Genomic DNA, 21,601 nt, shown 5'->3' with positions numbered 1-21,601 from the left:
TTACTACCCCTCAGTAAGATAAATGTAATAAATCATACAATTATTTTTTTCATACTTCTATTTGTATTAATAACTATTTTTGTGATTACATACTTAAAATAGCTAGTATTCCTTTAAAAATATTTGTAAAAAAAGAAAAGGCTTATAGCAAAGCACTTATTAAAACAAACGCTTATCATCTGTTTCAATATGTCTTTACATAAATAAGCCTTAAGATAAAGTTAAATGTGCAAAAGGAACTGGTTTGCTGAAGCAATAACCTTGAGAATATTGAATTTTGTGTTTTATGACTTCTTCTTGTATTATAAGATCTTCCACAAATTCAGCAATAATCTCTACATTGAGTTGCTTACCCAAGAATACAATGTTTTCGAGCACCTTCTTGCATAATTCATCACGTTGTATATTCTTTACAATACTGCCATCTATTTTTATATAGTCTGGTGCCATTTGTGCAATCGCCATGAAGTTAGAGTAACCAATACCAAAATCATCTATTGCAATTTTAACTCCAAATTTTCGTACTTCTTTTAAGAATTTTCTTAAAACTTCCATATCCTTAAAACTTTCATCTTCAAGAATTTCAAACACAAAATTTTTACAATCTTTCATTTTTGATAATTTTTGAAGGATGAATTCATTTACAGAACGATATGAAATATCATAAGCAGATAGATTAATTGAAACTTCAAAATTCGAACCATCAAACAGTGTTAGTACTTTTTCAATCATACTAATACTTAGTTTTGAATACAAATGATACTTCTTTGCAATGTCCATAAATTGACTTGGTACATACACATTTCCATCTTCATCTACGATTCTCATTAGTGCTTCAAACTTATTTATACATTGATGTTTATTATCATGAATTCCTTGGAAATATGGAATTATATTATCCGTATCAATTGCATAATTCAATACATTTAGAATCTCTTCTTCTTTCTCAAGAGAATTTCCTCTATTCTCATCAATCTCATTGTAATCTACATAGTGAGTTTGAAGACTTTGACATTCTTTTAGTGCAAGTATTCCAGTTTCTAAAAGATTCTTATCAGCATTAACAATGATAAAACGATTGATTAAGACTTCATTCACTGCATCAAAATGCATTGTTTGAAAATGATCATAAATATAATCGATATGTTTTATAAACAATTCTTTAGTTACCATTGATCCTGCGGCAATAAATAATGTTGAATCATTCAAAATATAGTAATTAAATTTTTCTGCATCTTCAAGACATACTAGGTAATGATGTAATTTTCGTGTTGCATCTTTTAAAAGTTCATGGTAACCTTCTTGACCTAAACGTGATACGAGCAAGTTGAAATTTTCAATTTGAATTAAACACATCTTATTAAAATGCATTTCTTTCTTATCATTAGTATACTTCAATGTATTTCCTAATCCAGTTATCGAATCTTGAAATAATTGCTGTTTCGATTTCTCTTGTTGATCTAATAGTTTGTCCATTAATAATTGATTTTCATGTGTCATTGCTAAACTTTGTTTCTTTAAAACAAAGTTAACTAACTTATCATCATCTGTATGAACTCTATATAAATCATTGAATACTGAAAAATCTGGAGTTATATAACTTTCTTCTTCACTAATTCCAAAATAAACGCAAGATCCATTAAACACTTCATTTCGATCAACATTCCAGCCTATTTCGCCAAGCATAAATGCTCCACTTATATTTGCACTAGCAAAAGGCTTTAACTCCCATTCAGCACAATTCTCTAAGTATAGCTTTCTAAATACACATGTATAGCAGAATAAACTTTCAATAGGTTCTTTTGCAATACGAACACAGATATCATGACATTCTTTTACACATCGAGTAGGACTAACATATCCTATTCTAAATTTTGTATTCTCTGGCAATTTCATTTGATATAGTGACATCTTACCCTTTGTACTATCATAATGTAAAAATCGACTTACACCATGATGTCCTTCGAGAATTAGTGGGAATTTCGTAAGTTCATCATTTTCAACGATTTGTTGCCAAAAACGATATTCTTCTAACTTTTCAATCCCAAACTGTTCGAAGCACCAATCTGTAGCCGGTGTCTTCTCAATTGACTTCAAATAACATCCATCTACACTATCGATTGAATAAACACTACTTATTGGTTCATGTGATATGTTCGCATCACAGAAGATATTCATATCGTCATTTATATATGCCGCAAAAACAATTCCTTCTTTTCTTATCTTTGATGACTCAAAGACAAATGGAATTTTATCATGACCAATTTCCCCACCAGCAATACCACCTGTTAGTTTTAAGTCTGGTAAGATTTGATTGATCAATTCTACACACTCAGTAATTTCAATCCATTGTGCACCACTAAAGATATGCATTGCTTTACCTTTAACACTACCTAGAATTTCTTTCATTTCCAACACAACTTCTCTTGGTGTTTTGTTTGTATACTCGACTAATCCAGTAATAACATCTGTTTCTCTAAATTGTTCTATTATAACTAAAATATGATCCTCGTATTGCTTCCCTTTATAAATAACACCACTTGTACTGCATCCAATTATTTTGCTTTTTGATAAAATACTTTCTATATCATTGACTACATCAGCTATCTCGTTTTCTTCCTTATTGCAAGCATAAACCCTAACGAGACAAGGTGAATCAGTATTTATATTTATTTTGTCTAATTCGATTTGAAATTGTTGTTTTGATTCAAATAATAATTGTAAGTTCAACATAAGATTCTCCTCCTATTCTATTAACTATACACCTTTAATTTAGCTTTCGAATATAGCTTATAAGCCCACGATATCATTGTATCATTGTCTGCTTACAATTAGCAAAATTTATTTTTATTATTAATTAAAAAAAATAATTACAAATTTGAATAAGATCTTTCACTATATCCCTCTACCAAACATCTCTAGACATTACATCTTTTATTACATCTTCTTTGGTAAGAAAAAAGTAAATACAATTTTGCATTTACTTTTTCCTGTACTTCATCGATACGACTACTTATTAATATATGGAACTTTCATCATTGTAACCAAAAGAATTTTTATATATTTTTCACACTAATCGAAGCATCTATATTGTAACTTTTATCATCTACAGCAGTTTAGGTAAAATTTACTCAAACTGAATTTTTATCTAACTAAACCTCGTCAAATAATGCTAAGTTATTTTCTTCCATTTATACTTTCACCTTCTAATTTATTAGTAAGAGAGGCATAATCTCCTAAAACTACTTATAGACAAGCACATAAAAACCTGTGTATTTGCCACAGGTTCGTTCAATCATCATGGAACATCCAACGGAGAGTGAACTCCCATATTTAGACTCATCCCTTTATAACTTAATTAGTTCTTTTGAAAAAGCGATTACATTTTCTCTTTCCTCTGGCTTTGATGAAGCGATTAATACCGTTAAGGTTGCAAGTGTTGTATTACTAATTCGTTGTCTATTATTCACAATCAATTGTCTATTTTTCATCAAAAAATAAATGAAGATAGTTGCAGCTATTCTCTTATTTCCATCATAAAAACTATGATTTTTAGTAATAAAATACAGCAAATTAACCGCTTTATCTTCTAATGTAGGATATAGTTCTATTCCACCATAGCTTTGATAGATTTGATGTATACTTGATTTGAATGATTCATCTCTTTCCTTACCAAATAAATCACCTCTTCCATCAAAAGGCGATTGTTCAATGACTTCCATACATTCTTCATAACTCAAAACATATATGCATTTATTATCTGTATTTTTCTTTTCTAAAAGTATTAGATGATCATAATCATCTAATAATTGTAAACCTTGGGAATATAGATTCAAGATACTCAAAACTTCAGAGGCATCAAACCCTTTAACACCTTCTATCATATCTACTTGAATTTCTTGTATACGCTCTAATTGCTTCAATCGTTGTTCATTATATACAACACCATTTAAAGTATATTCTTTAATAATTTTAGTTGCCCATTGCCTAAATTTTGTAGCTTTTTTAGAGTTTACCCTATACCCAACAGCGATAATCGCATCTAAATTATAAAATTGAATATTTCGTTTAACATTGCGATTCCCTTCAATTTGAACTATCGAGAAATACTCGGCAGTTGCCTCTTCACTCAATTCATTATCATCAAATATATTTTTCAAATGTAAACTTATGTTGTCTATTGTACAATCAAATAAACAAGCAATATCTCTTTTTGCTAACCAAATGGTTTCATTACTTTTATCTAATTTTACTTTTACGAATAATTCTCCATCTTCAAAGATAGTAATATTATTTTCTTCCATTCATACTTCCTCCTACTTATTTATTAGTAAAAGAGGCATAATTTCCTAAAACTATTATAGATAAGCACAAAAAAACCTGTGTATTTGACACAGGTTCGTTCAATTAGCATGGCGCGCCCAACAGGATTCGAACCTGCGGTCTTTCGAATCGGAATCGAATGCATTATCCAGCTATGCTATGGGCGCACTTATCTTTGTAAGTTTATCACAAACAAAGAATTTTATAAACTGGCATTTTTTGAGATATCGCTGTTCTTAAATCACTTAAAAACACAAATACCTGCTTTTTTCCTCTTGTCTTTTCCTTGAATTCTAGCTACTATTGTAATGTTTATTATAAGGGGATTTATATGATGACAGAAAATATTAATACAAATGAAAAACGGGTTCCTAAACTTGGTTTAAGAAGTATTAAAACCGCTATAAGTACTACATTATGTGCTATCGTTTATATCTTGATTAATCGAAATCCTACGTTCGCTTGTATTGGTGCAGTTTTTGGAATGGAAACTTCAACCGAACATCCATTTAAAAGTGGAGGAAATCGACTAATTGGGACCATTATTGGTGGATTTTTGGGAATGGGATTATTCTACTTACAAAATCAATCCACTAACAAAATAGTCCAAATTATTTTTCTACTAATTGGAATTATATTACTTATTTTCATCAGTCAATTCTTAGGATATCCAGGTGCAATTCAAGGTGGAGCCGTTGTCTTTTATATTGTTATGCTAAACACTCCTGCTGATCAAACAGTTAGTTACGCTATTAATCGTATGATTGATACTGGAGTTGGGGTTGTTATATCACTATTTATCAACATTTTATTATCGAGGAAAAACCTGTCAGGAATATTTAAAAACATCAAGGAATAATGCTATAATGAATTATCAAAGGAGATTTCACTATGAATATAAAATTACTTGTTTGCGATATTGATGGAACACTAATACCTTATACCCGTGATCGAATCACACCTACACTTAAAGAAGCTTTTGATCAAGCAAAAGCAAAAGGAATTGAAATTCTTATTGCTACAGGTAGACACTATTCCTTTATCCATAAGAGTCTCTTTGAAGACATTAACCCTGATTATTTAGTAACAATCAATGGCGCTTGTCTTGTCGATAAACATGGACATGTTTTAGAGTCTCACCCTATATCAGAAGAAGATCTTTATAAAATATGGGACTTATGTAAAAAGCATGATATTGGTTTGGGTTTTAAATTTAAAGAAGGTGTTGTTGGTTACCACAATTACGATAAATTCTATAAAGGTTACGTTGGAGATCATGATTATGGAGATGCAGTATCTGAGAATCCTAAAGAGGAGGACTTCCATATTCAACATGGATTACCATTAGGTATCTTCTTGATTGGTGATGAAACCATAATTGAAACATTCAAAGAATTAGTACCTGATTTATTCTTTGCATGGTCATATAAAGATGGCTATGATGTATATCCCTTAGGTTTTAGTAAAGCAATGGCAATAGAAACAGTATTAAAAATGAACCATCTTACTTGGGATAATGTCATGTCTTTTGGAGATGCTGAGAATGATATAGAAATGTTACATTGTGCCAAGGTTGGAGTTGCTATGGGAAATGCAAAACCTATCGTACAAAAAGAGGCTGACTTTGTGACAACCTCTGTTGATGAAGATGGAATTGTATTTGCATTAAAGCATTTCAACATTATAGATTAATATTTTTACAAAGAGGATCTTCTACGATTCTCTTTTCTTTTGTAAATGGATCTATCCAAGAGAGTGATACCGCAAATAAACCCATACATGAATAATCGTTTGTTTTATATCCATATAATTCATCATTTACAATTGGACAATTGATTGATGATAGATGAACTCGTATTTGATGAGTTCTACCTGTCTCTAATTTGCATTCAATAAGTGAGTAATTGGCATTTGTATTTAATAGATTAATATTTGTCACTGCTTCTTTACCTGACATGGACACTCTCATTTTTTTAGCATTATGACGATCTCTTCCTAATGGTTTATTAATCACCATTTTATTTTTACTTGGTTTATTAAAAGTAATCGCATGATATGTTCGCTCGATTCTTTTCTCCGCAAGCTCTTCATCAAACCATGGTTGGAATAATGGAACTTTGCAAAAAAGTACCAACCCCTGTGTTTCTTCATCCAATCGATGAATGTAACGTACTGGAATGCTATACCCTGAATCTTGATAGTATCGCGCAACTTGGTTTGCTAACGTCCCTTTTTTATCCTTTTGATCATCATGAACAATGATTCCTGGGTCTTTATGTACTACACATATTAAATCATCCTCATAAACCACGGTTGCACTTTGATCATCAGGTGTATAATCTATATCGTATTCTTGAAGTTTAATCGAAATTCTATCATCCTTTGATAATATATAATTTTGATTTACAACTTGATTATTTATCTTTATGTATTTATTTTGAAATAATTGATGCATGTTTTTTTTAGATACTTTAAAAAGTTGAAGGAATTCTAACACCGTTTTTCCTTCAACCTCACTTAGACTATTTATTTGTAATATATTGAGATTTATTGTATATTTCATAACCATATCATATTACGCATTTTCGTGATTCGCAAGATACTTTTAAATCGCTAATCTTTTTTGTTTAAAGATAATTACGCTTAATGATAACAAAATAACGATAATGATTAAGTAAACACCATTTACCACCCAAACTGTATTCCCTGCTGCAATACTCATTGGATCATACCAACCAAAGATGGATATCTTCTTTAGAATTTCAACTTTATCAGAAACATCACCTAACATTTTTAATAAAAGAAATGCAATCGGTATTCCTGCGCCAAAGCCAATAGAAAGTTTTGAATCAGAGAAGACACAGGAGAAGAAAAACGAGATACACATAACAACTAAATTCACTAAAAGCACAGTAATATTTAAATTTAAAAATGCTTCAACATTTAAATCATTAGGAAACATCGCTTTACCAATTAATACATTAAACGCAAATAATATAGCTAACATCACAGTTAATGATAACAAAGCATATACTGCCTTTGTAATAATGATTTTTACTCTTGATGTTGGTGTTGATAATAAACAAGCAATAGAGCCCGTATCAACTGATTTCGCAACTAATTTATTCGCAAGTAGAATACTATAAACCATTGGAAATCCAACCATGAGTAATCCATATAACCAACTTGCTAAATACCCTGTCATATCAGTAAAAGCACTTGCAAACCCAAATGCTTTCATCATTTCTGGTGGAAATAATTCAAACATCTGCATTAAGTTTTGTACATTCTCTGGACTATACATAGAAATCATTACCCCTGAATACATCATCAAAACAAGTGTAAATATTACAAAGAGTAACCAGTTCTTTTTTATTGAAAGTTTAAATAATGCAAAACTCATACGTTAGCCCCCTTAGCATAATAATGCATAAATACATCCTCTAATGATTGTGATTTTACATCAAATGAATCAATATGAAGCATTGAACACGATTTGATAAATTGATCTGTTGATTCACCTGTAATGTAAACTTCTACGATATCATTAACAAGCTTTGCATCAAACCCTAATTTTGTAAGTAATGTGACAGCTTGCGCATTATCTTTTGTTTTGATTTCATATCCTTTTCTTTGTGAATTCTTTAAGGTTTCAATATCTGCTGAAGCTACCAAATGACCTTCTTTGATAATCAACACATGGTCACATGTTCTTTCGATTTCTTCAAACATATGACTCGACATAAGAATTGTTTTTCCTCTTCTTTTTTCCTCTTGAATCAACTCGACAAAACGATTTTGCATCAATGGATCCAATCCACTTGTTGGCTCATCTAAAATAAGTACATCTGGATCATGCATGAAAGCAGCAACAATTCCTAATTTTTGTTTCATCCCTTTTGAATATTTTTTTATATTGCCTTTTGGTGAAAATTCAAACATCTTGATTAATTCTCTTTGACGTTTTAAATCTTTCATTCCTCTAACTTCCGCTAAGTAATTTAAGTATTCTTCACCCGTCATTCCCTCTAAAAATGTAATCTCTCCAGGTAAATAACCAAGATTCTTCATAATTTCAGGAGCATCTGCAAATGTATCAAGACCATTAATACTTGCACTTCCATCATCTTGTTTTATAAATCCCATAAGAGCTCTAATTGTAGTTGTCTTTCCAGCACCATTGGGTCCAAGATAACCTACAACCTCTCCCTTTTTTATTTCAAAATTCAAATCAAAGACACCTTTTCCACTACGATACTTTAATGTCAAATCTGTAACTTTAATCATTTTTTATCCTCCTTAGTTAACTGCCTTAAAATCTTTTTTACTGAAGTATTGATAAGCAAAAATCGCACATAAACTAATACAAACTATAGACACCATAGCATATGCTACATTGAAGTTTCCATTAATTATTTCTGCAGGTGTAAAGTATTTTAATGGCGCAAATACACGAAGTAACCCTGGCTTTTCTAACATATCCACGCCAACTCCAATGACAAATGTTGTAAAAAAGAATATATTGCTATAGAGAGTTCCTTTTTCTGGACGATTAAGTATCGTTAATATCAGAGTCGTTATTGCATAATACAGACTACTTACCAAGTAAATAGCCAAGCTATAATAAAGTATTTCATTGGTTATTGCTTCTTTTATGTTTAATAATGATAATCCAGCATAGGAGAATAAAATATTAAGTACTGCAAACAAAGTTAAATAAATCATCCCTGCAATAAGCTTCATCGATAGTATATAGCCACGACTTCTTGGTTTTGTAAAAATAAATTCATATGTTTTATCAACTATCTCTCGATTAACTGCATTGGAAGCTAAGAACATAGCATAAATACAAGCACACAACATAACAAAGTAGCCAAGGATTGAATAATAACCCGATAAAGATTCAATATTGATTCCAACGATACCAATTAGCGCTTGAACAACGCGCGGAATCTGATCAACAATTGCACTCATTGAAGCCCCACCTTCACTTACACCAGTAAATTTAATTAATCCTGCAACATCCAATATAAATAAGCCAATAATCCATAACATAAATGGCTTAAATCCTAGTCGTAATTCTTTTCTTAGTATATTCATAACCCACCTAAACTGCTTTCACATCTTCTTGATTAAACTTTGCATAGGATACAAAGAGAAAAAGAATAAGAAGAAAAATCCCTGTTAACATGTACATGTATTCATTTGAAGTTGTTGTGAAAAATTGAATTGGATCAAAGTATTTTAGGGGTGCAAGAAATCGCATTCCTTTAATTTCTAAAATATTATATAAAGCAGAAAGTATAAATCCAATAAATCCTAAAACTGAGGCTGTATTGGATACTGAGCGTATCTTTTTAGAAAATATAGCTACCAAAATACCTAGATTGTAATAAAAGAATTGAGTCAAGAACATCATACTCGATGCAAGAATCATTTCTTCTAAGCTTTTCCCAAAATAAATTCCAAAAATACAACTTAGTACCATATAAATAATATTAAAAATCGCAATTAGTGTTAGACCCGAAAGAAATTTAGAAGTAAATATCCATTGACGACTTATAGGTTTCGTTAATAGAAAATCTGTACATTTCACTTTCTTCTCTCTTGCGAAAATGGATAAAGAAATTGAGGATGCCATGACTGCACCCATCAATGAAAAGTATGCAAAGATAAACTCATAATACCCACCAAAATCAACCATTGAATTCAAATCAAAGCTAAATGCTTTGGTGAATTCTGCTGGCATTTTGCTTATGACTGCAACAATATCTTGTAGGCTATTATTAAAAATTGGATAAACTCCCATACATAAAACAAACATTAGAACACTGAATATTATGATCCAACCTGTAGTATTCTTCCATTGATTCTTGAGTTCAAATAAATAAATATTCATAGGATCACCTAAATATAATAGTGAAGGAATATTTCTTCAAGTGTAGGTTCATTGATTTCAATATTTTGTAATCTATATTGAACCAATTTCTTTAGAAGTAAATTGCAATCACCTTTATACAAGAATGAAATCGAATTACCCTGAACTTGTACATCACTCATTCCTTCAATTTCTATATCTACAATTTGATTTGTAAAAACTAAGTTTACTCTTTTATAAGCATGATCTTTTAAATCGCTTATTTTTTGAGTGCTAATAATCTTACCCTCTTTAATAATTGCTACACGATCACAGATTTTTTGTACCTCACTTAATATATGTGATGAGAATAAAACAGTAGCACCATTTTTATTTTCTTCTTGAATAATATCAAAGAATTTCTTTTGAATTAGTGGATCTAATCCTGATGTTGGTTCATCCAAAATAATAAGTTTTGGTGAATGTAATAATCCTTGGATAATACCTACCTTTTTCTTATTCCCCAGACTCATATCTTCAATTTTCTTATTTAAATCTAGTTCTAATTTTTGTGCTAGATCTTCAATCTTTTGCGTACAGTCTTTCTTGTAAAAGCTAGCAGAGTATTTAAGTAAATCAATCGCTTTCATATTGTCATAATAGAATACTTCACTTGGTAAATATCCTATTTGATCTAATATTTCTACTCTATGATCATGACAATCTAAACCAAATATTTTTGCATCGCCGCTTGTTTTTTTTATAAGTGAAAGTAGTGTTCGTATAGTTGTTGATTTTCCTGCACCATTTGGACCAATAAACCCAAATATTTCTCCTTCTTGAATCGTTAAATCCACATCAAGTATGCCCCTTGATTTTCCATAATACTTTGTCAGTTTGTTTGTTTCAATAATCGCTACCATACATCCTCCTAAAATGAATTACTTCATGATTTCATTATAAATCATTAAAAAGAAAAAAAATGCAAGACACATAAAGAATTATGCATCTTGCATATCGGTTTACTAAATTTTTAAAATACCTCGAAAACCTCTACCTCCATAATATGATTCAGCGCCATTGTGATAAACAAATACAGTATCAAATCTTCGATCACAAAATAAGGCACCTCCTAATTTACGAATTGAGTTAGGTGTTTTAATCCAACTTGATGTCTTTGTATCAAATGGAGCTAGTGATTGTAAAGACTTGTATTGTTCTTCGTCTAAGAGTTCAATACCCATCTCATTTGCTAAATCAACTGCACTATTTTCAGGTTTGAATTTCTTTCTTGCATTCAATGCTTCTCTATCATAACAAAGATTATATCTCCCCTTAGGACTTTCCTTTGAACAATCCACATAAAGATACTCTTTTGTTTTGGAATCAAAACCAATGACATCTGGTTCACCACCTGTTTCATTCATCATAAATAATGATTCTAGTTTTGATGGATTTTCTTGAAGTTTAATCAATATATCTTTCCATTTCAATGTTTCGTGATATTTCATATTGTGATTAAATCTTTCTTCTAATATGAACAACAGTTCTTCCTTTTGACTCTTAGTTAGTTTTTTACTAGGCATATTTTTTCCTCATTTCACATTTAATGCTCTATATTATACGTACATCTATTTCTTAAGCCTGTCAATTATAGTACTTCTAAAAGTAAAAAGTGCTATTTACTTTCGTAAACAACACTTAAAATAGTTTTAATGACACAATTGTTTCAACATGAGGCGTTTGAGAAAACATATCATACGGAATAATCTTCTCAATGCGATAACGTTCTTGTAATACATTTAGATTTTTCGCTAATGTTGCTGGATTACAAGAGACATAAATCAACTGTTTTGGTCTAGCTTTCAAAATACAATCTAGCATCGCATCATCCAATCCTGCTCTTGGTGGATCAACAACCAATGTATCAATTGTTTCTCTCATGGCAATCGTTTTCATTTCTTCTGCTGCATCTCCACAAATAAAATTGACTCTATCTTCACAATGATTAATGCGAGCGTTATTGTTTGCATTCTTAACTGCATCTTTAATGTATTCAATTCCTATAATCTTGTTTGCTTTTTCTTTCAATAATAGTGACATAATTCCAATCCCACTATATGCTTCAACAATCAAATCACAAGGTTGTATTAGTGAAACTACCTTTTGATATAAATTGCTTGCTTGTTCTACATTCAATTGAAAAAACGATGCTGGTGAAAGTCGTGCTACAACACCTTCTATTCTTAACTCCAATGTCTTACTTCCACCTAGATGAATAAATTCTTTACCAAATACTTCATGTGTTTTCTTTGATGTATTAATGCTTTGGAAGAGTGAACCAACTTCATCTAACCCTAAAATCTTTTCTACTAAATCTTTTTCCAAAGTCATTTTACCTGTAACCAAAGTACATTGATAAACACCATGAAAGCCACGTAATACAATATAGCGCAAACCTCTTTCGATTCGATCGTTATAATCTCTTATACCAGCTTGATTCAATAGATTCATAATCTTCATCCGGACTTGGTCTAATCCTTTTTCATGAACCTTACATTCATCCATGTACAATAATCTACTAGAATTCGCTTCATAAAGTCCACTAAATAAAGTTCCTTTTAACCATTTCACTGGTAATTTACATTGATTTCTATAATGCAGTGGATTTGGATTCGCTACAACATCTTCAATATCAATATTTTTTATTCCAGCATACTTTACAAGACTTTCTCGAATAAGTTCTTTTTTTATTTCTAATTGACTTGGATAATTTGTAATCATCAAACTACAACCACCACATCTTGATTGAAATGGACAACTTGGTTTTATTCTACTATCACTTTTTTGTAATATCTTCGTTGTGATAGCTTTTGCATAACTCGGTTGTTTTTCTGTAACCTCAATCTCAACTTGCTCATTTAAAAGAGCCCCATCAACAAAAACTGGTGTTTTATTTATATATCCTATTCCCTCACCATTAATACCCACTTTTACAATTCTAACATTTGTTTTTCCCATAAATCTCCTTCTACTTCAAAAACGAAAAATTCTTATCAAGTAAGAAGTTTTCTATATTATATACTAATAATACGTTTGTTACCTCCTCTTCTTGAATTAATTTTGAAATTGGTAATCTATAATACCTTAAATCCACCAAGATAATTTCATCAAAATGCGATGCTAAATAGGGTGTTAGAATATGACTATATGAGTCTTTTACCACTAATAAGGTGCCTAAACTGTCTTGTACTCCTTCATTTTTTATTTTCACTAATGCGTGATTTCCATCTAAATAATAGGAATATTTATCTTTTTGACTTAAATATTTATCACTATACAAAGAATTCATTGAGGTACCATCTTCAAAAGTAATCGTTGATTTCACTTGATTAACTGGGTTTATTTTATATAATGGTTCACCTTGCAACCAAAAAGTCCCCGCTTTAGAATAAAGTGTCCCTTTAAAGTCATCCGTAACCTTCTCATAAGTAAATTCAGTAGGTTCTACACCTAAGAAGTTCAAATAAGCTAAATATGCCAAGTAAGCACCTTTTTCATTCCAATGGTGATCTAAATTGAAAAATACTTGATCTGTTCCAGAAAGAACTGAATAAATATCAATCCAATTTGCATCAATCTTGCTTTCAATCATTTGAAGGATGGCTTCTTGATTTTCATTATAAGCAAATACAGGCAAAGCACTAGATTCTATTTCACTTGCCGTGGGAATAATCATCATATCAACTGGAACATCAACCTTATGGATGAATTGATTGATATAATTAATCGAGTTATTCACAGTTTCCATATCCGTTGTAGCAAACATTTGAAGCAATTGATTATTCTTACCAAAATAAACACCGTTATTCTCAATACTCCCTGTTAGTTTCTTAGACAATGACTTTACACTAATCCATTGATCACGAAAAATAAATTGGTCTGTAAAATAAGTTTCTAATTTTCCAGTATAATTATCGTTAAATAGTGTTTTCAGGCTAAATGTAGGTACTTTTGCTAAGTATCTATTTTCATTCTCAGAAAATTGTTTATTGGGCTGTATGATGTTTGCAATTGACAAAAATCCAATGAAACCACAAAAGCAAATACAACTCAAAATTTGAATGTTTCGTTTCATATTTACCTCCTAAAATCTAAAGTATAAGAACGGATTATAACTTGCATCTACAATAAATGCCGTACAAAGTATCAAACCACCTAAAATCAAGATAGGTGTTATCCATTCCAACTTTTTCCCTTCAATGTATTTTTGATAAATCATTTTGAATAATGGTGTCGCTGAAATAATTAGTACGATCAACAAGACAAAATTATTTCGAATTAAGTAAATAAAATAATCATTTATAAATGGAACATTCGCAAACCCAAAAAGAATTCTAAAAGATTCTTTTAAAACACCCAAATCTTCAAATGCAAAGATTACCCAACTAATTAAAACAAGAATAATTGTATAAGTGTGTTGTACAATTGCTGGAGCTTTTTGTAATCTTCTCAATAAGAATAATTTTTCAATCATCAATAAAATCCCAAAATAAAGTCCCCATAGAATAAAGTTCCAACTTGCCCCATGCCACAATCCTGTGAGTAACCAAACTACAAGAATATTACGCATGTTTACTAGTTGGCTACAACGATTTCCACCCAATGGTATATAGACATAGTCTCTAAACCAAGATCCCAATGAGATATGCCAACGTCGCCAAAACTCTGTAATTGATTTAGAAATATATGGATAATTGAAATTCTCAAGCAATTCAAAACCAAACATTTTACCTAAACCTATCGCCATATCACTGTATCCACTAAAATCGAAATAAATTTGAAAGCCATAGGCAATAATTCCTAACCACATTGTTAGAATCGACATTTGTGATGAAGAAGCTGATTTTATCGTTTCAAATACTAGCCCTATATTATTGGCTAGTAATACTTTCTTTGATAACCCAATCATGAATCTTTGGATACCTTGTGTAAATTTATCCATTGTTTCATCCCGTTTTACAAGCTGCTCTGCTATATCTCTGTAACGAACAATAGGTCCAGCGATTAATTGCGGAAACATTGCAACATAGGCTCCAAATGAAACCATACTCTTTTGAGCCTCTGCTTGTCCTCGATAAATATCAATTGGATAAGACATTGTTTGAAAAGTATAAAATGATATCCCAATTGGAAGTGCTAATCCAAGAGGTTGTAATAACTCAAAACCAATACCATTTAAACTTGAAATGATAAAATCATAGTACTTAAAGAATCCAAGTAGTCCTAAATTAAAGACAATTGAAAATAGTACAAATCGCTTTGCTATTTTCTTTTGATCACGATATTTGTAAACAAAATAGCCGTTAATGTAATCCACTACGGTTGAAATTAATAAAAGTACAATATAAAAAGGTTCTCCCCAGCCATAAAACACTAAGCTAAGAAGAAACAAAAACAAATTGCGAAGTTTTAGTGGTGATGTTTTCATCACCACTAAGACTATCGGTAAGTAGACAAATAGAAAAATTATACTACTGAATACCATACGCTTACTTTAAAGCTGCTTGAATATCTTTTGCGACAGCTTCTGCATTTTCAGAAATAACGACACCTACAATGTTACCATCTGTGAATTCAACACGATTAAGTACTAATTCATTTTGATCTGGTAAATATTGTGCCCAAGTTGTTTCAATATCAGCAAGTCTTTTTGCAACTGCTTCTTTAACAACATCTACTTTTCCTTCTTTAGCTTCAATTACAATAATTTCTGTAGCTTGTACATTCATCATTGGTAAGTAAATTGCATAATCTTGTACATCATCACTTACTAAATAATAAATTGTTTCTAATGTTGGTTCATCTACGGTCATGAAACTAGGGAATTCATATGTTCCTCCATTGACAACGGAATCAACTGCTTTTTGAAGTTTTGTCATTTCTGCTGACTCACCGCCAGTAACACCTTCACCATCAACTACTTCTCCTGGAGTCATCTCAGGAGTCTTTACAGGTTCATCTTTTGGTGCTGTTGAACAACCTGCAAGTACTAATGCCAAAGACATTAACGCTAATAATTTCTTCATAAACTTCCTCCTGCACACCTTTAATGGAATGCAATTTGATTATATCAAACCATGCTCGAATGTCTAGGAATGTACTCTGAATTTTATGTGAACAAATACTTTCTTTGACAAAATAAAAATCTGCAACTATTGCAGATTAATCAGTAAGTCCCCAGTTTGGAATTTCTTGACCACGGCGAATTAACACCGTTTTTTGAAAATCTGTATGATTTAAGAAACGTAAAACTTTTTCCTCTTCTTCTGGTGTACATCCTAAAATCAATTTAGTTTGTAAATCCTTTTTTAGGATATCGGCTGCAATGATTAATGCAGAAACAGTAGAAGATTTTTGTGATCCTTTAAATACGGTAATTCCCTCAGAAGTAGCCGCCTGTGTATCTTTTAGACGTCCATAATCTACTGGATAAATTAAATTACTATAATCCGGATGTTTTGCACCTTTCTCACGTAATATTTCTAATTTATTAGATAGATATAGTGTATCTATTTTTTGCCAAAAAAACGCATTATTTTCGAAATCTGTCATAGTCGTTACCTCAATCTCTTTTCTTATTATAACAAAAATGAAAAAATGTAAACAAATTAAAAAACTATGTAAATTTTTACATAGTTTGTTTCTTTATTTTTCTTTTTGTAATATCAGAAATTGTTGCACAACCTGTCATTCGCATTGCATGTTGAAATTCAGATTTTAGTTTACTTATTATCTTATTTGCTCCTTCAACACCTTCTGTTGCGCAAGCTAGAGCAATTGGTCTTCCAATTAGAACACCATCAGCACCCAATGCAATCGCCTTATAAATATCTGTACCCGTTCTAAATCCACCATCAATAAGAATTGTAGTTTTTCCTTTAACAGCAGCTACGATTTCTTCTAAAACATCGATTGTTGCACAACAATCATCAAGAACTCTTCCACCATGATTGCTTATTACAATACCATCAGCTCCAGCATTAACTGCTGCAATTGCCGCCTCTGTCGTCATTATTCCCTTTACAATAAAGGGTTTTCCATCACATAGCTTCTTAATTTCACGTAATGCTTTTTCATCCTTATTTTCAACAGGAGTAACCGAATTTCTTAATAATGGTAACCCTGCAGCATCAACATCCATCGCAATACCCAATACATCAAATTCTTTAACTAAATTGATTCGCTCAATTACTTTCTCCATAGCCCAAGGTTTAATTGTTACAAATCCTTGACCACCTTGTTCATGAATTGCACGTGCTGGAAGATGGAAAAAATTTTCCATATCAATACCATCGCCCACAAAACAACTAATACCTTGTTCATCACATGCTTTTGCTAATTCAGAGTTATATACATAATCTGGAATATCAGTGCCATAGTTATTCTTGATTCCTGCAATAGGTGCTACAAGCAAAGGAAATGCATATTTCTTATTAAATAGTGTTGTTTCTGGATTAACTTCTTGAATATCATTGACTACATCCATTAATAATTTCACTTTTTGAAGTTCTTTAACATTGTTGATAAATGAATTTCCTTGACCAATACCACCTACTCCAGGTATTTGCCCCTTACATGCTAGTCCATTGCACACTGGACATTGTTTACATAAATTTGCTTCTCTTTTCATTTTTCTCTCCTATTCATTGACATGGTCTAAAGCCATTTTAAAAATACTGACAATATGCTCATCTGCTAAAGAGTAATAAACATTCTTCCCTGCCTTACGAGATTTAATAAGATGGGTTTTTTTAAGTGTTGCAAGCTGATGAGATACTGCCGATTGACTCATTTGAAGTTCTTCAATAAAATCACTGACACAACGTTCTTGTTCAAATAACAAATGAAGAATTTTCAAACGTGTGCTATCTGAGAACATTTTAAACAACAAAGACATTTCTTCATATTGAAACTCTACATCCATTGATTTCATGCCACCTTAACTCGCTTTCCTTTTTGAATAATTTTTTCTTTTTCTCTAACAAATGCTCGAAGCAAGGGTACAACTGTTTTCTTCGAATAGCACTCGATTGATTCGATTGTATGATCCACTAGCTCAATTCTCAATTCATCACGATCAGCTCGCCAGATATATTGCCAAGTTAGAATATCTTCCCAATAAATTAATGTACAATCTCCTCGTTCTTTACAATTATAAAGAATGATATAATCATGAGTAAATTCAATTAATTTTCTATCTGGTAAAACAAACAAACAGAAGGATGATAATCCAAATAACAATACTCCCATATAGGAAAAGATTTGATTAAAAATAATCATGATAAAACTAATAAACATCATTGCGGTTAAAGCTGGTGTTGGTTTTACACTTACTGTTGCAATAATTGGTGGTTCATTAGGAATATTTCTAATTTTTAATGTCTTCGATTTCATACAATCACCTACATAGGATTATTATAGCATTTTCATACCCATTTCTCTATCATATTATGATGAACTCATGTATAATAAACCCGGTGATATTATGGAAAAATTTAAATTTGAGTTAACACATATTTGTAAACAAACAGGAGCTCGGCTAGGTGTCATTCATACACCTCATGGTAGTGTAGAGACACCTATGTTTATGCCAGTAGGAACACTTGCTACCGTGAAATTTGTTTCTCCTGAGGAATTAAAAGAAATTGGAGCACAAGTTGTTCTTTCCAATACCTATCATTTATGGCTTAGACCCGGTGAGGATATTGTTGAAAGAGCCGGTGGTGTACAAAAGTTCATGAATTATAACGGTCCTATGTTGACTGATAGTGGTGGATTTCAAGTATTCTCCCTATCTGACGCTCGAAAGATTAAAGAGGAAGGTGTTACATTTAAGAGTCATTTAAATGGTGATACGTTATTTTTAAGTCCTGAGTTATCAATTCAGATTCAAAATAAAATAGGTGCTGATATGATTATGTCTTTTGATGAGTGCATTCCTTACCCTGCATCATATGACTATGTCAAAAATAGCGTTGAAAGAACATTGCGTTGGGCTAAACGCGGATTAGATGCTCACCAAAGAAAAGAAGATCAAGCCTTATTTGGAATTGTTCAAGGAGGCGATTATGAAGATTTGCGTAAGCATTGTGCTGAGGAATTAGTTAAAATGGATTTCCCAGGTTATTCTATTGGCGGAACCTCTGTAGGTGAAGACAAAGAAACAATGACTCGCATGATTCAATATAGTGTTAAGTACTTACCTGAAAACAAACCAAGATATTTGATGGGTGTTGGTGCTGTTAATGATATCTTAGTTGCTATTGAGAATGGAATTGACATGATGGATTGTGTTTTACCAACACGTATCGCACGACATGGAACACTTATGACAAGCGAAGGTCGTATCAATATCAAACGTGCAATTTACAAAGATGATTTTAGGCCACTTGATCCAGAATGTGATTGTGAGTGTTGTAGGAAGTATACACGCGCTTATTTAAATCATTTGTATCGTTGTAATGAAGGATTAGGTAACCGTTTGATGTCTATCCACAATCTACGATTCTTATTGCGTCTTACTGAACAAGCACGTCAGGCAATCAAAGAAGATCGCTTCGGTGACTTTAAAAAAGAAATATTAGAGAAATATGCATTTGATGAAAGAGGGTTTTAGTTTTGAAAACGAGTGAATTTGATTTTGAATTACCTGAGAGTTTAATTGCTCAACATCCTTTAGATGATAGAACTACAAGTCGTTTACTAGTTGTCCATAAAAATACTGGAGAACTTGAACATAAACATTTTTATGATATTGTGAATTACTTTAAAAAAGGCGATGTCCTTGTTCGAAATAACACACGCGTAATTCCAGCTAGATTATTTGGTACAAAAGAAGAAACAGGTGCCCATGTTGAGTTATTGTTGCTTAAACAAGAAGGTGATCTATGGGAATGTCTTGTTGGTAATGCACGAGTTGTTAAACTTGGAACTGTAATTTCTTTCAATGAAGGTGAACTCAAAGCAGAATGCATTGGCATTGGTGATAAAGGGATTCGAAAAATGAGAATGATTTATGATGGCATTTTCATGGAAATTCTTGAAAATTTAGGCCAAGTACCTCTTCCTCCCTATATTACAGAAAAACTTGATGATGCTGAACGCTATCAAACTGTTTATGCAAAAATAAAAGGAAGTGCTGCTGCACCAACTGCTGGTCTTCATTTCACAGATGAAATCTTTGATCAACTTCGTGAGAAAGGTGTAATAATAACCGATGTAACTCTACATGTAGGACTAGGAACATTTAGACCAATGGATACTGAAACAATTGAAGATCACATTATGCATTCTGAATTATATTGGATGTCACAAGAAACAGCTGATTTATGCAATCTTGCAAAACAAGAAGGACGTCGTATCATTTCAGTAGGTACCACAAGTACCAGGACACTTGAAGCAATCTATAAAACTTATGGTACTTTCAAGGAATGCCATGGTGAAACCGATATTTTTATTTTCCCAGGTTATAAATGGGAAGCAGTTGATTGTATCATCACAAATTTTCATTTACCAAAATCAACTCTTATTATGATGATTTCATCTTTTGCATCAAAAGACTTAATCTTCAAAGCTTACAAAGAAGCAATTGACAAAGAGTATCGTTTCTTCTCCTTTGGTGATTGCATGATGATTACAAATGAGTAAATTCCCAGCAATTCAAAAAAGCAATAACAAAGTGAATTACTACCAACAAAGTCTTGATGAAATTGATGAAATAAAAAGAAAAGGATATCGTCCAAAATTATTACTCCATGCTTGTTGTGCGCCTTGCGCAACATTTCCATTGGAATTTCTAAGTGAAGTATTTGATTGCACGATACTCTATAACAATTCAAACATCTATCCCAGTGATGAATATCATCGCCGGTTAAATGAACTAAAGAATTATTTGGAGAAAATCAATTCAACTAATTCACATCCTATACAATTAGTAGAGGTACCTTACAATAACGAAGAATACACGAAGAAGCTAGAACCACTCAAGGATTATCCAGAAGGTAGCATGCGTTGTATCACTTGTTATACACTTCGAATGCATGAAGCTTATCAATATGCAGCCAATCATCAATTTGATTACTTTACCACCGTGATGACAATTTCACGACAAAAAGATAGTCAGAAACTAAATGAGATTGGATCAAAATTACAAGCACAGTTTCCTACTGTTAAGTACTTCTATTCTGATTTCAAAAAGAAGCAAGGAATCGATCGAGGAAGAGAACTATCCATGCAATATAATTTATATCGACAACAGTATTGTGGATGCATTTTCTCATATCAAGAATATTTAAAAAGAAAAGTGTAAATTTACACTTTTTCTATATATTTTATAGGTTATAAAGTCTATAATTAAGT

Annotated in this window: 22 protein-coding genes and 1 tRNA gene; 5 read left to right on the top strand and 18 right to left on the bottom strand. The window is 31.5% G+C overall.

Going from position 1 to position 21,601, the window contains the following annotated elements; all coding sequences use genetic code 11:
• Nucleotides 1–210 precede the first annotated feature (210 nt).
• From B5D14_RS04330 to B5D14_RS04320, 3 genes are all read right to left on the bottom strand, one after another.
• On the bottom strand, nt 211–2,733 hold the full coding sequence (locus tag B5D14_RS04330) for a bifunctional diguanylate cyclase/phosphodiesterase (protein ID WP_078711367.1): 2,523 nt from the start codon (nt 2,731–2,733) through the stop codon (nt 211–213).
• A gap of 614 nt (nt 2,734–3,347) precedes the next feature.
• A complete protein-coding gene (locus B5D14_RS04325; protein ID WP_078711366.1) occupies nt 3,348–4,304 on the bottom strand; it encodes a virulence RhuM family protein/type II toxin-antitoxin system death-on-curing family toxin in 957 nt (318 codons plus the stop codon).
• Nucleotides 4,305–4,413: 109 nt separating this feature from the next.
• A tRNA-Arg gene (locus B5D14_RS04320) sits at nt 4,414–4,490 on the bottom strand.
• A gap of 167 nt (nt 4,491–4,657) precedes the next feature.
• Here B5D14_RS04320 and B5D14_RS04315 point away from each other — a divergent pair.
• Both B5D14_RS04315 and B5D14_RS04310 read left to right on the top strand, forming a co-directional pair.
• Nucleotides 4,658–5,182, top strand: a complete 525-nt coding sequence (locus tag B5D14_RS04315; RefSeq protein ID WP_159443720.1) for an FUSC family protein — start codon at nt 4,658–4,660, stop codon at nt 5,180–5,182.
• Nucleotides 5,183–5,214: 32 nt separating this feature from the next.
• A complete protein-coding gene (locus B5D14_RS04310; RefSeq protein WP_078711364.1) occupies nt 5,215–6,015 on the top strand; it encodes an HAD family hydrolase in 801 nt (266 codons plus the stop codon).
• On the opposite strand, the gene B5D14_RS04305 is transcribed toward B5D14_RS04310, so the two are convergent.
• The 15 genes from B5D14_RS04305 to B5D14_RS04235 form a co-directional block, all read right to left on the bottom strand.
• Entirely contained in the window at nt 6,005–6,886 is an 882-nt protein-coding gene (locus B5D14_RS04305; RefSeq protein ID WP_159443719.1) for an RluA family pseudouridine synthase, read from the bottom strand. The two genes, B5D14_RS04310 and B5D14_RS04305, sit on opposite strands and share 11 nt — an antisense overlap.
• 42 nt (nt 6,887–6,928) lie before the next feature.
• Nucleotides 6,929–7,726 (bottom strand): ABC transporter permease subunit, encoded by a 798-nt coding sequence (locus tag B5D14_RS04300; protein ID WP_078711362.1) that lies wholly within the window; start codon nt 7,724–7,726, stop codon nt 6,929–6,931.
• Nucleotides 7,723–8,610: an ABC transporter ATP-binding protein gene (locus B5D14_RS04295; RefSeq protein WP_078711361.1), complete on the bottom strand. Its 888-nt coding sequence runs from the start codon at nt 8,608–8,610 to the stop codon at nt 7,723–7,725. The genes B5D14_RS04300 and B5D14_RS04295 overlap by 4 nt, the downstream gene beginning before the upstream one ends.
• Nucleotides 8,611–8,622: 12 nt before the next feature.
• Nucleotides 8,623–9,423, bottom strand: coding sequence for an ABC transporter permease (locus B5D14_RS04290; protein WP_078711360.1), 801 nt, complete (start codon nt 9,421–9,423; stop codon nt 8,623–8,625).
• A 7-nt stretch (nt 9,424–9,430) separates the two neighbouring features.
• Entirely contained in the window at nt 9,431–10,222 is a 792-nt protein-coding gene (locus tag B5D14_RS04285) for an ABC transporter permease subunit (protein ID WP_078711359.1), read from the bottom strand.
• 8 nt (nt 10,223–10,230) lie between these two features.
• Nucleotides 10,231–11,103: an ABC transporter ATP-binding protein gene (locus B5D14_RS04280; RefSeq protein ID WP_078711358.1), complete on the bottom strand. Its 873-nt coding sequence runs from the start codon at nt 11,101–11,103 to the stop codon at nt 10,231–10,233.
• Between the two features lie 102 nt (nt 11,104–11,205).
• Nucleotides 11,206–11,766, bottom strand: a complete 561-nt coding sequence (locus B5D14_RS04275) for a DUF4256 domain-containing protein (RefSeq protein ID WP_078711357.1) — start codon at nt 11,764–11,766, stop codon at nt 11,206–11,208.
• Nucleotides 11,767–11,881: 115 nt separating this feature from the next.
• Nucleotides 11,882–13,201 carry a 23S rRNA (uracil(1939)-C(5))-methyltransferase RlmD gene (gene rlmD, locus B5D14_RS04270; RefSeq protein ID WP_078711356.1) on the bottom strand — a complete coding sequence of 440 codons (1,320 nt, stop codon included), beginning with the start codon at nt 13,199–13,201 and terminating at the stop codon, nt 11,882–11,884.
• A 10-nt stretch (nt 13,202–13,211) separates the two neighbouring features.
• A complete protein-coding gene (locus tag B5D14_RS04265; RefSeq protein ID WP_078711355.1) occupies nt 13,212–14,318 on the bottom strand; it encodes a DHHW family protein in 1,107 nt (368 codons plus the stop codon).
• A gap of 9 nt (nt 14,319–14,327) precedes the next feature.
• On the bottom strand, nt 14,328–15,671 hold the full coding sequence (locus B5D14_RS04260) for an MBOAT family protein (protein WP_200804756.1): 1,344 nt from the start codon (nt 15,669–15,671) through the stop codon (nt 14,328–14,330).
• Nucleotides 15,672–15,732: 61 nt separating this feature from the next.
• Nucleotides 15,733–16,269 carry a DUF4358 domain-containing protein gene (locus tag B5D14_RS04255; RefSeq protein ID WP_078711353.1) on the bottom strand — a complete coding sequence of 179 codons (537 nt, stop codon included), beginning with the start codon at nt 16,267–16,269 and terminating at the stop codon, nt 15,733–15,735.
• Between the two features lie 136 nt (nt 16,270–16,405).
• Complete coding sequence (locus B5D14_RS04250) at nt 16,406–16,795, bottom strand: Inorganic pyrophosphatase (protein ID WP_078711352.1); 390 nt, start codon at nt 16,793–16,795, stop codon at nt 16,406–16,408.
• A 76-nt stretch (nt 16,796–16,871) separates the two neighbouring features.
• Nucleotides 16,872–17,873, bottom strand: a complete 1,002-nt coding sequence (locus tag B5D14_RS04245) for an alpha-hydroxy-acid oxidizing protein (RefSeq protein ID WP_078711351.1) — start codon at nt 17,871–17,873, stop codon at nt 16,872–16,874.
• A 9-nt stretch (nt 17,874–17,882) separates the two neighbouring features.
• Nucleotides 17,883–18,167, bottom strand: coding sequence for an ArsR/SmtB family transcription factor (locus B5D14_RS04240; protein WP_245289555.1), 285 nt, complete (start codon nt 18,165–18,167; stop codon nt 17,883–17,885).
• A 5-nt stretch (nt 18,168–18,172) separates the two neighbouring features.
• On the bottom strand, nt 18,173–18,637 hold the full coding sequence (locus B5D14_RS04235) for a hypothetical protein (RefSeq protein WP_078711349.1): 465 nt from the start codon (nt 18,635–18,637) through the stop codon (nt 18,173–18,175).
• A gap of 91 nt (nt 18,638–18,728) precedes the next feature.
• Here B5D14_RS04235 and tgt point away from each other — a divergent pair, with 91 nt between their 5' ends.
• From tgt to B5D14_RS04220, 3 genes are read left to right on the top strand one after another with little or no spacing between them, the layout of a single operon-like run.
• Entirely contained in the window at nt 18,729–19,859 is a 1,131-nt protein-coding gene (gene tgt / locus B5D14_RS04230) for a tRNA guanosine(34) transglycosylase Tgt (RefSeq protein ID WP_078711348.1), read from the top strand.
• Nucleotides 19,860–19,861: 2 nt separating this feature from the next.
• Complete coding sequence (gene queA / locus B5D14_RS04225) at nt 19,862–20,890, top strand: tRNA preQ1(34) S-adenosylmethionine ribosyltransferase-isomerase QueA (RefSeq protein ID WP_078711347.1); 1,029 nt, start codon at nt 19,862–19,864, stop codon at nt 20,888–20,890.
• A complete protein-coding gene (locus tag B5D14_RS04220) occupies nt 20,883–21,551 on the top strand; it encodes an epoxyqueuosine reductase QueH (protein ID WP_078711346.1) in 669 nt (222 codons plus the stop codon). Before queA ends, B5D14_RS04220 begins: the two co-directional genes overlap by 8 nt.
• Nucleotides 21,552–21,601: the final 50 nt, after the last annotated feature.

The organism is Anaerorhabdus furcosa (assembly GCF_900167375.1).
Lineage (GTDB): Bacteria > Bacillota_I > Bacilli_A > Erysipelotrichales > Erysipelotrichaceae > Anaerorhabdus > Anaerorhabdus furcosa.
This window is presented reverse-complemented; position numbering and strand designations above follow the sequence as displayed.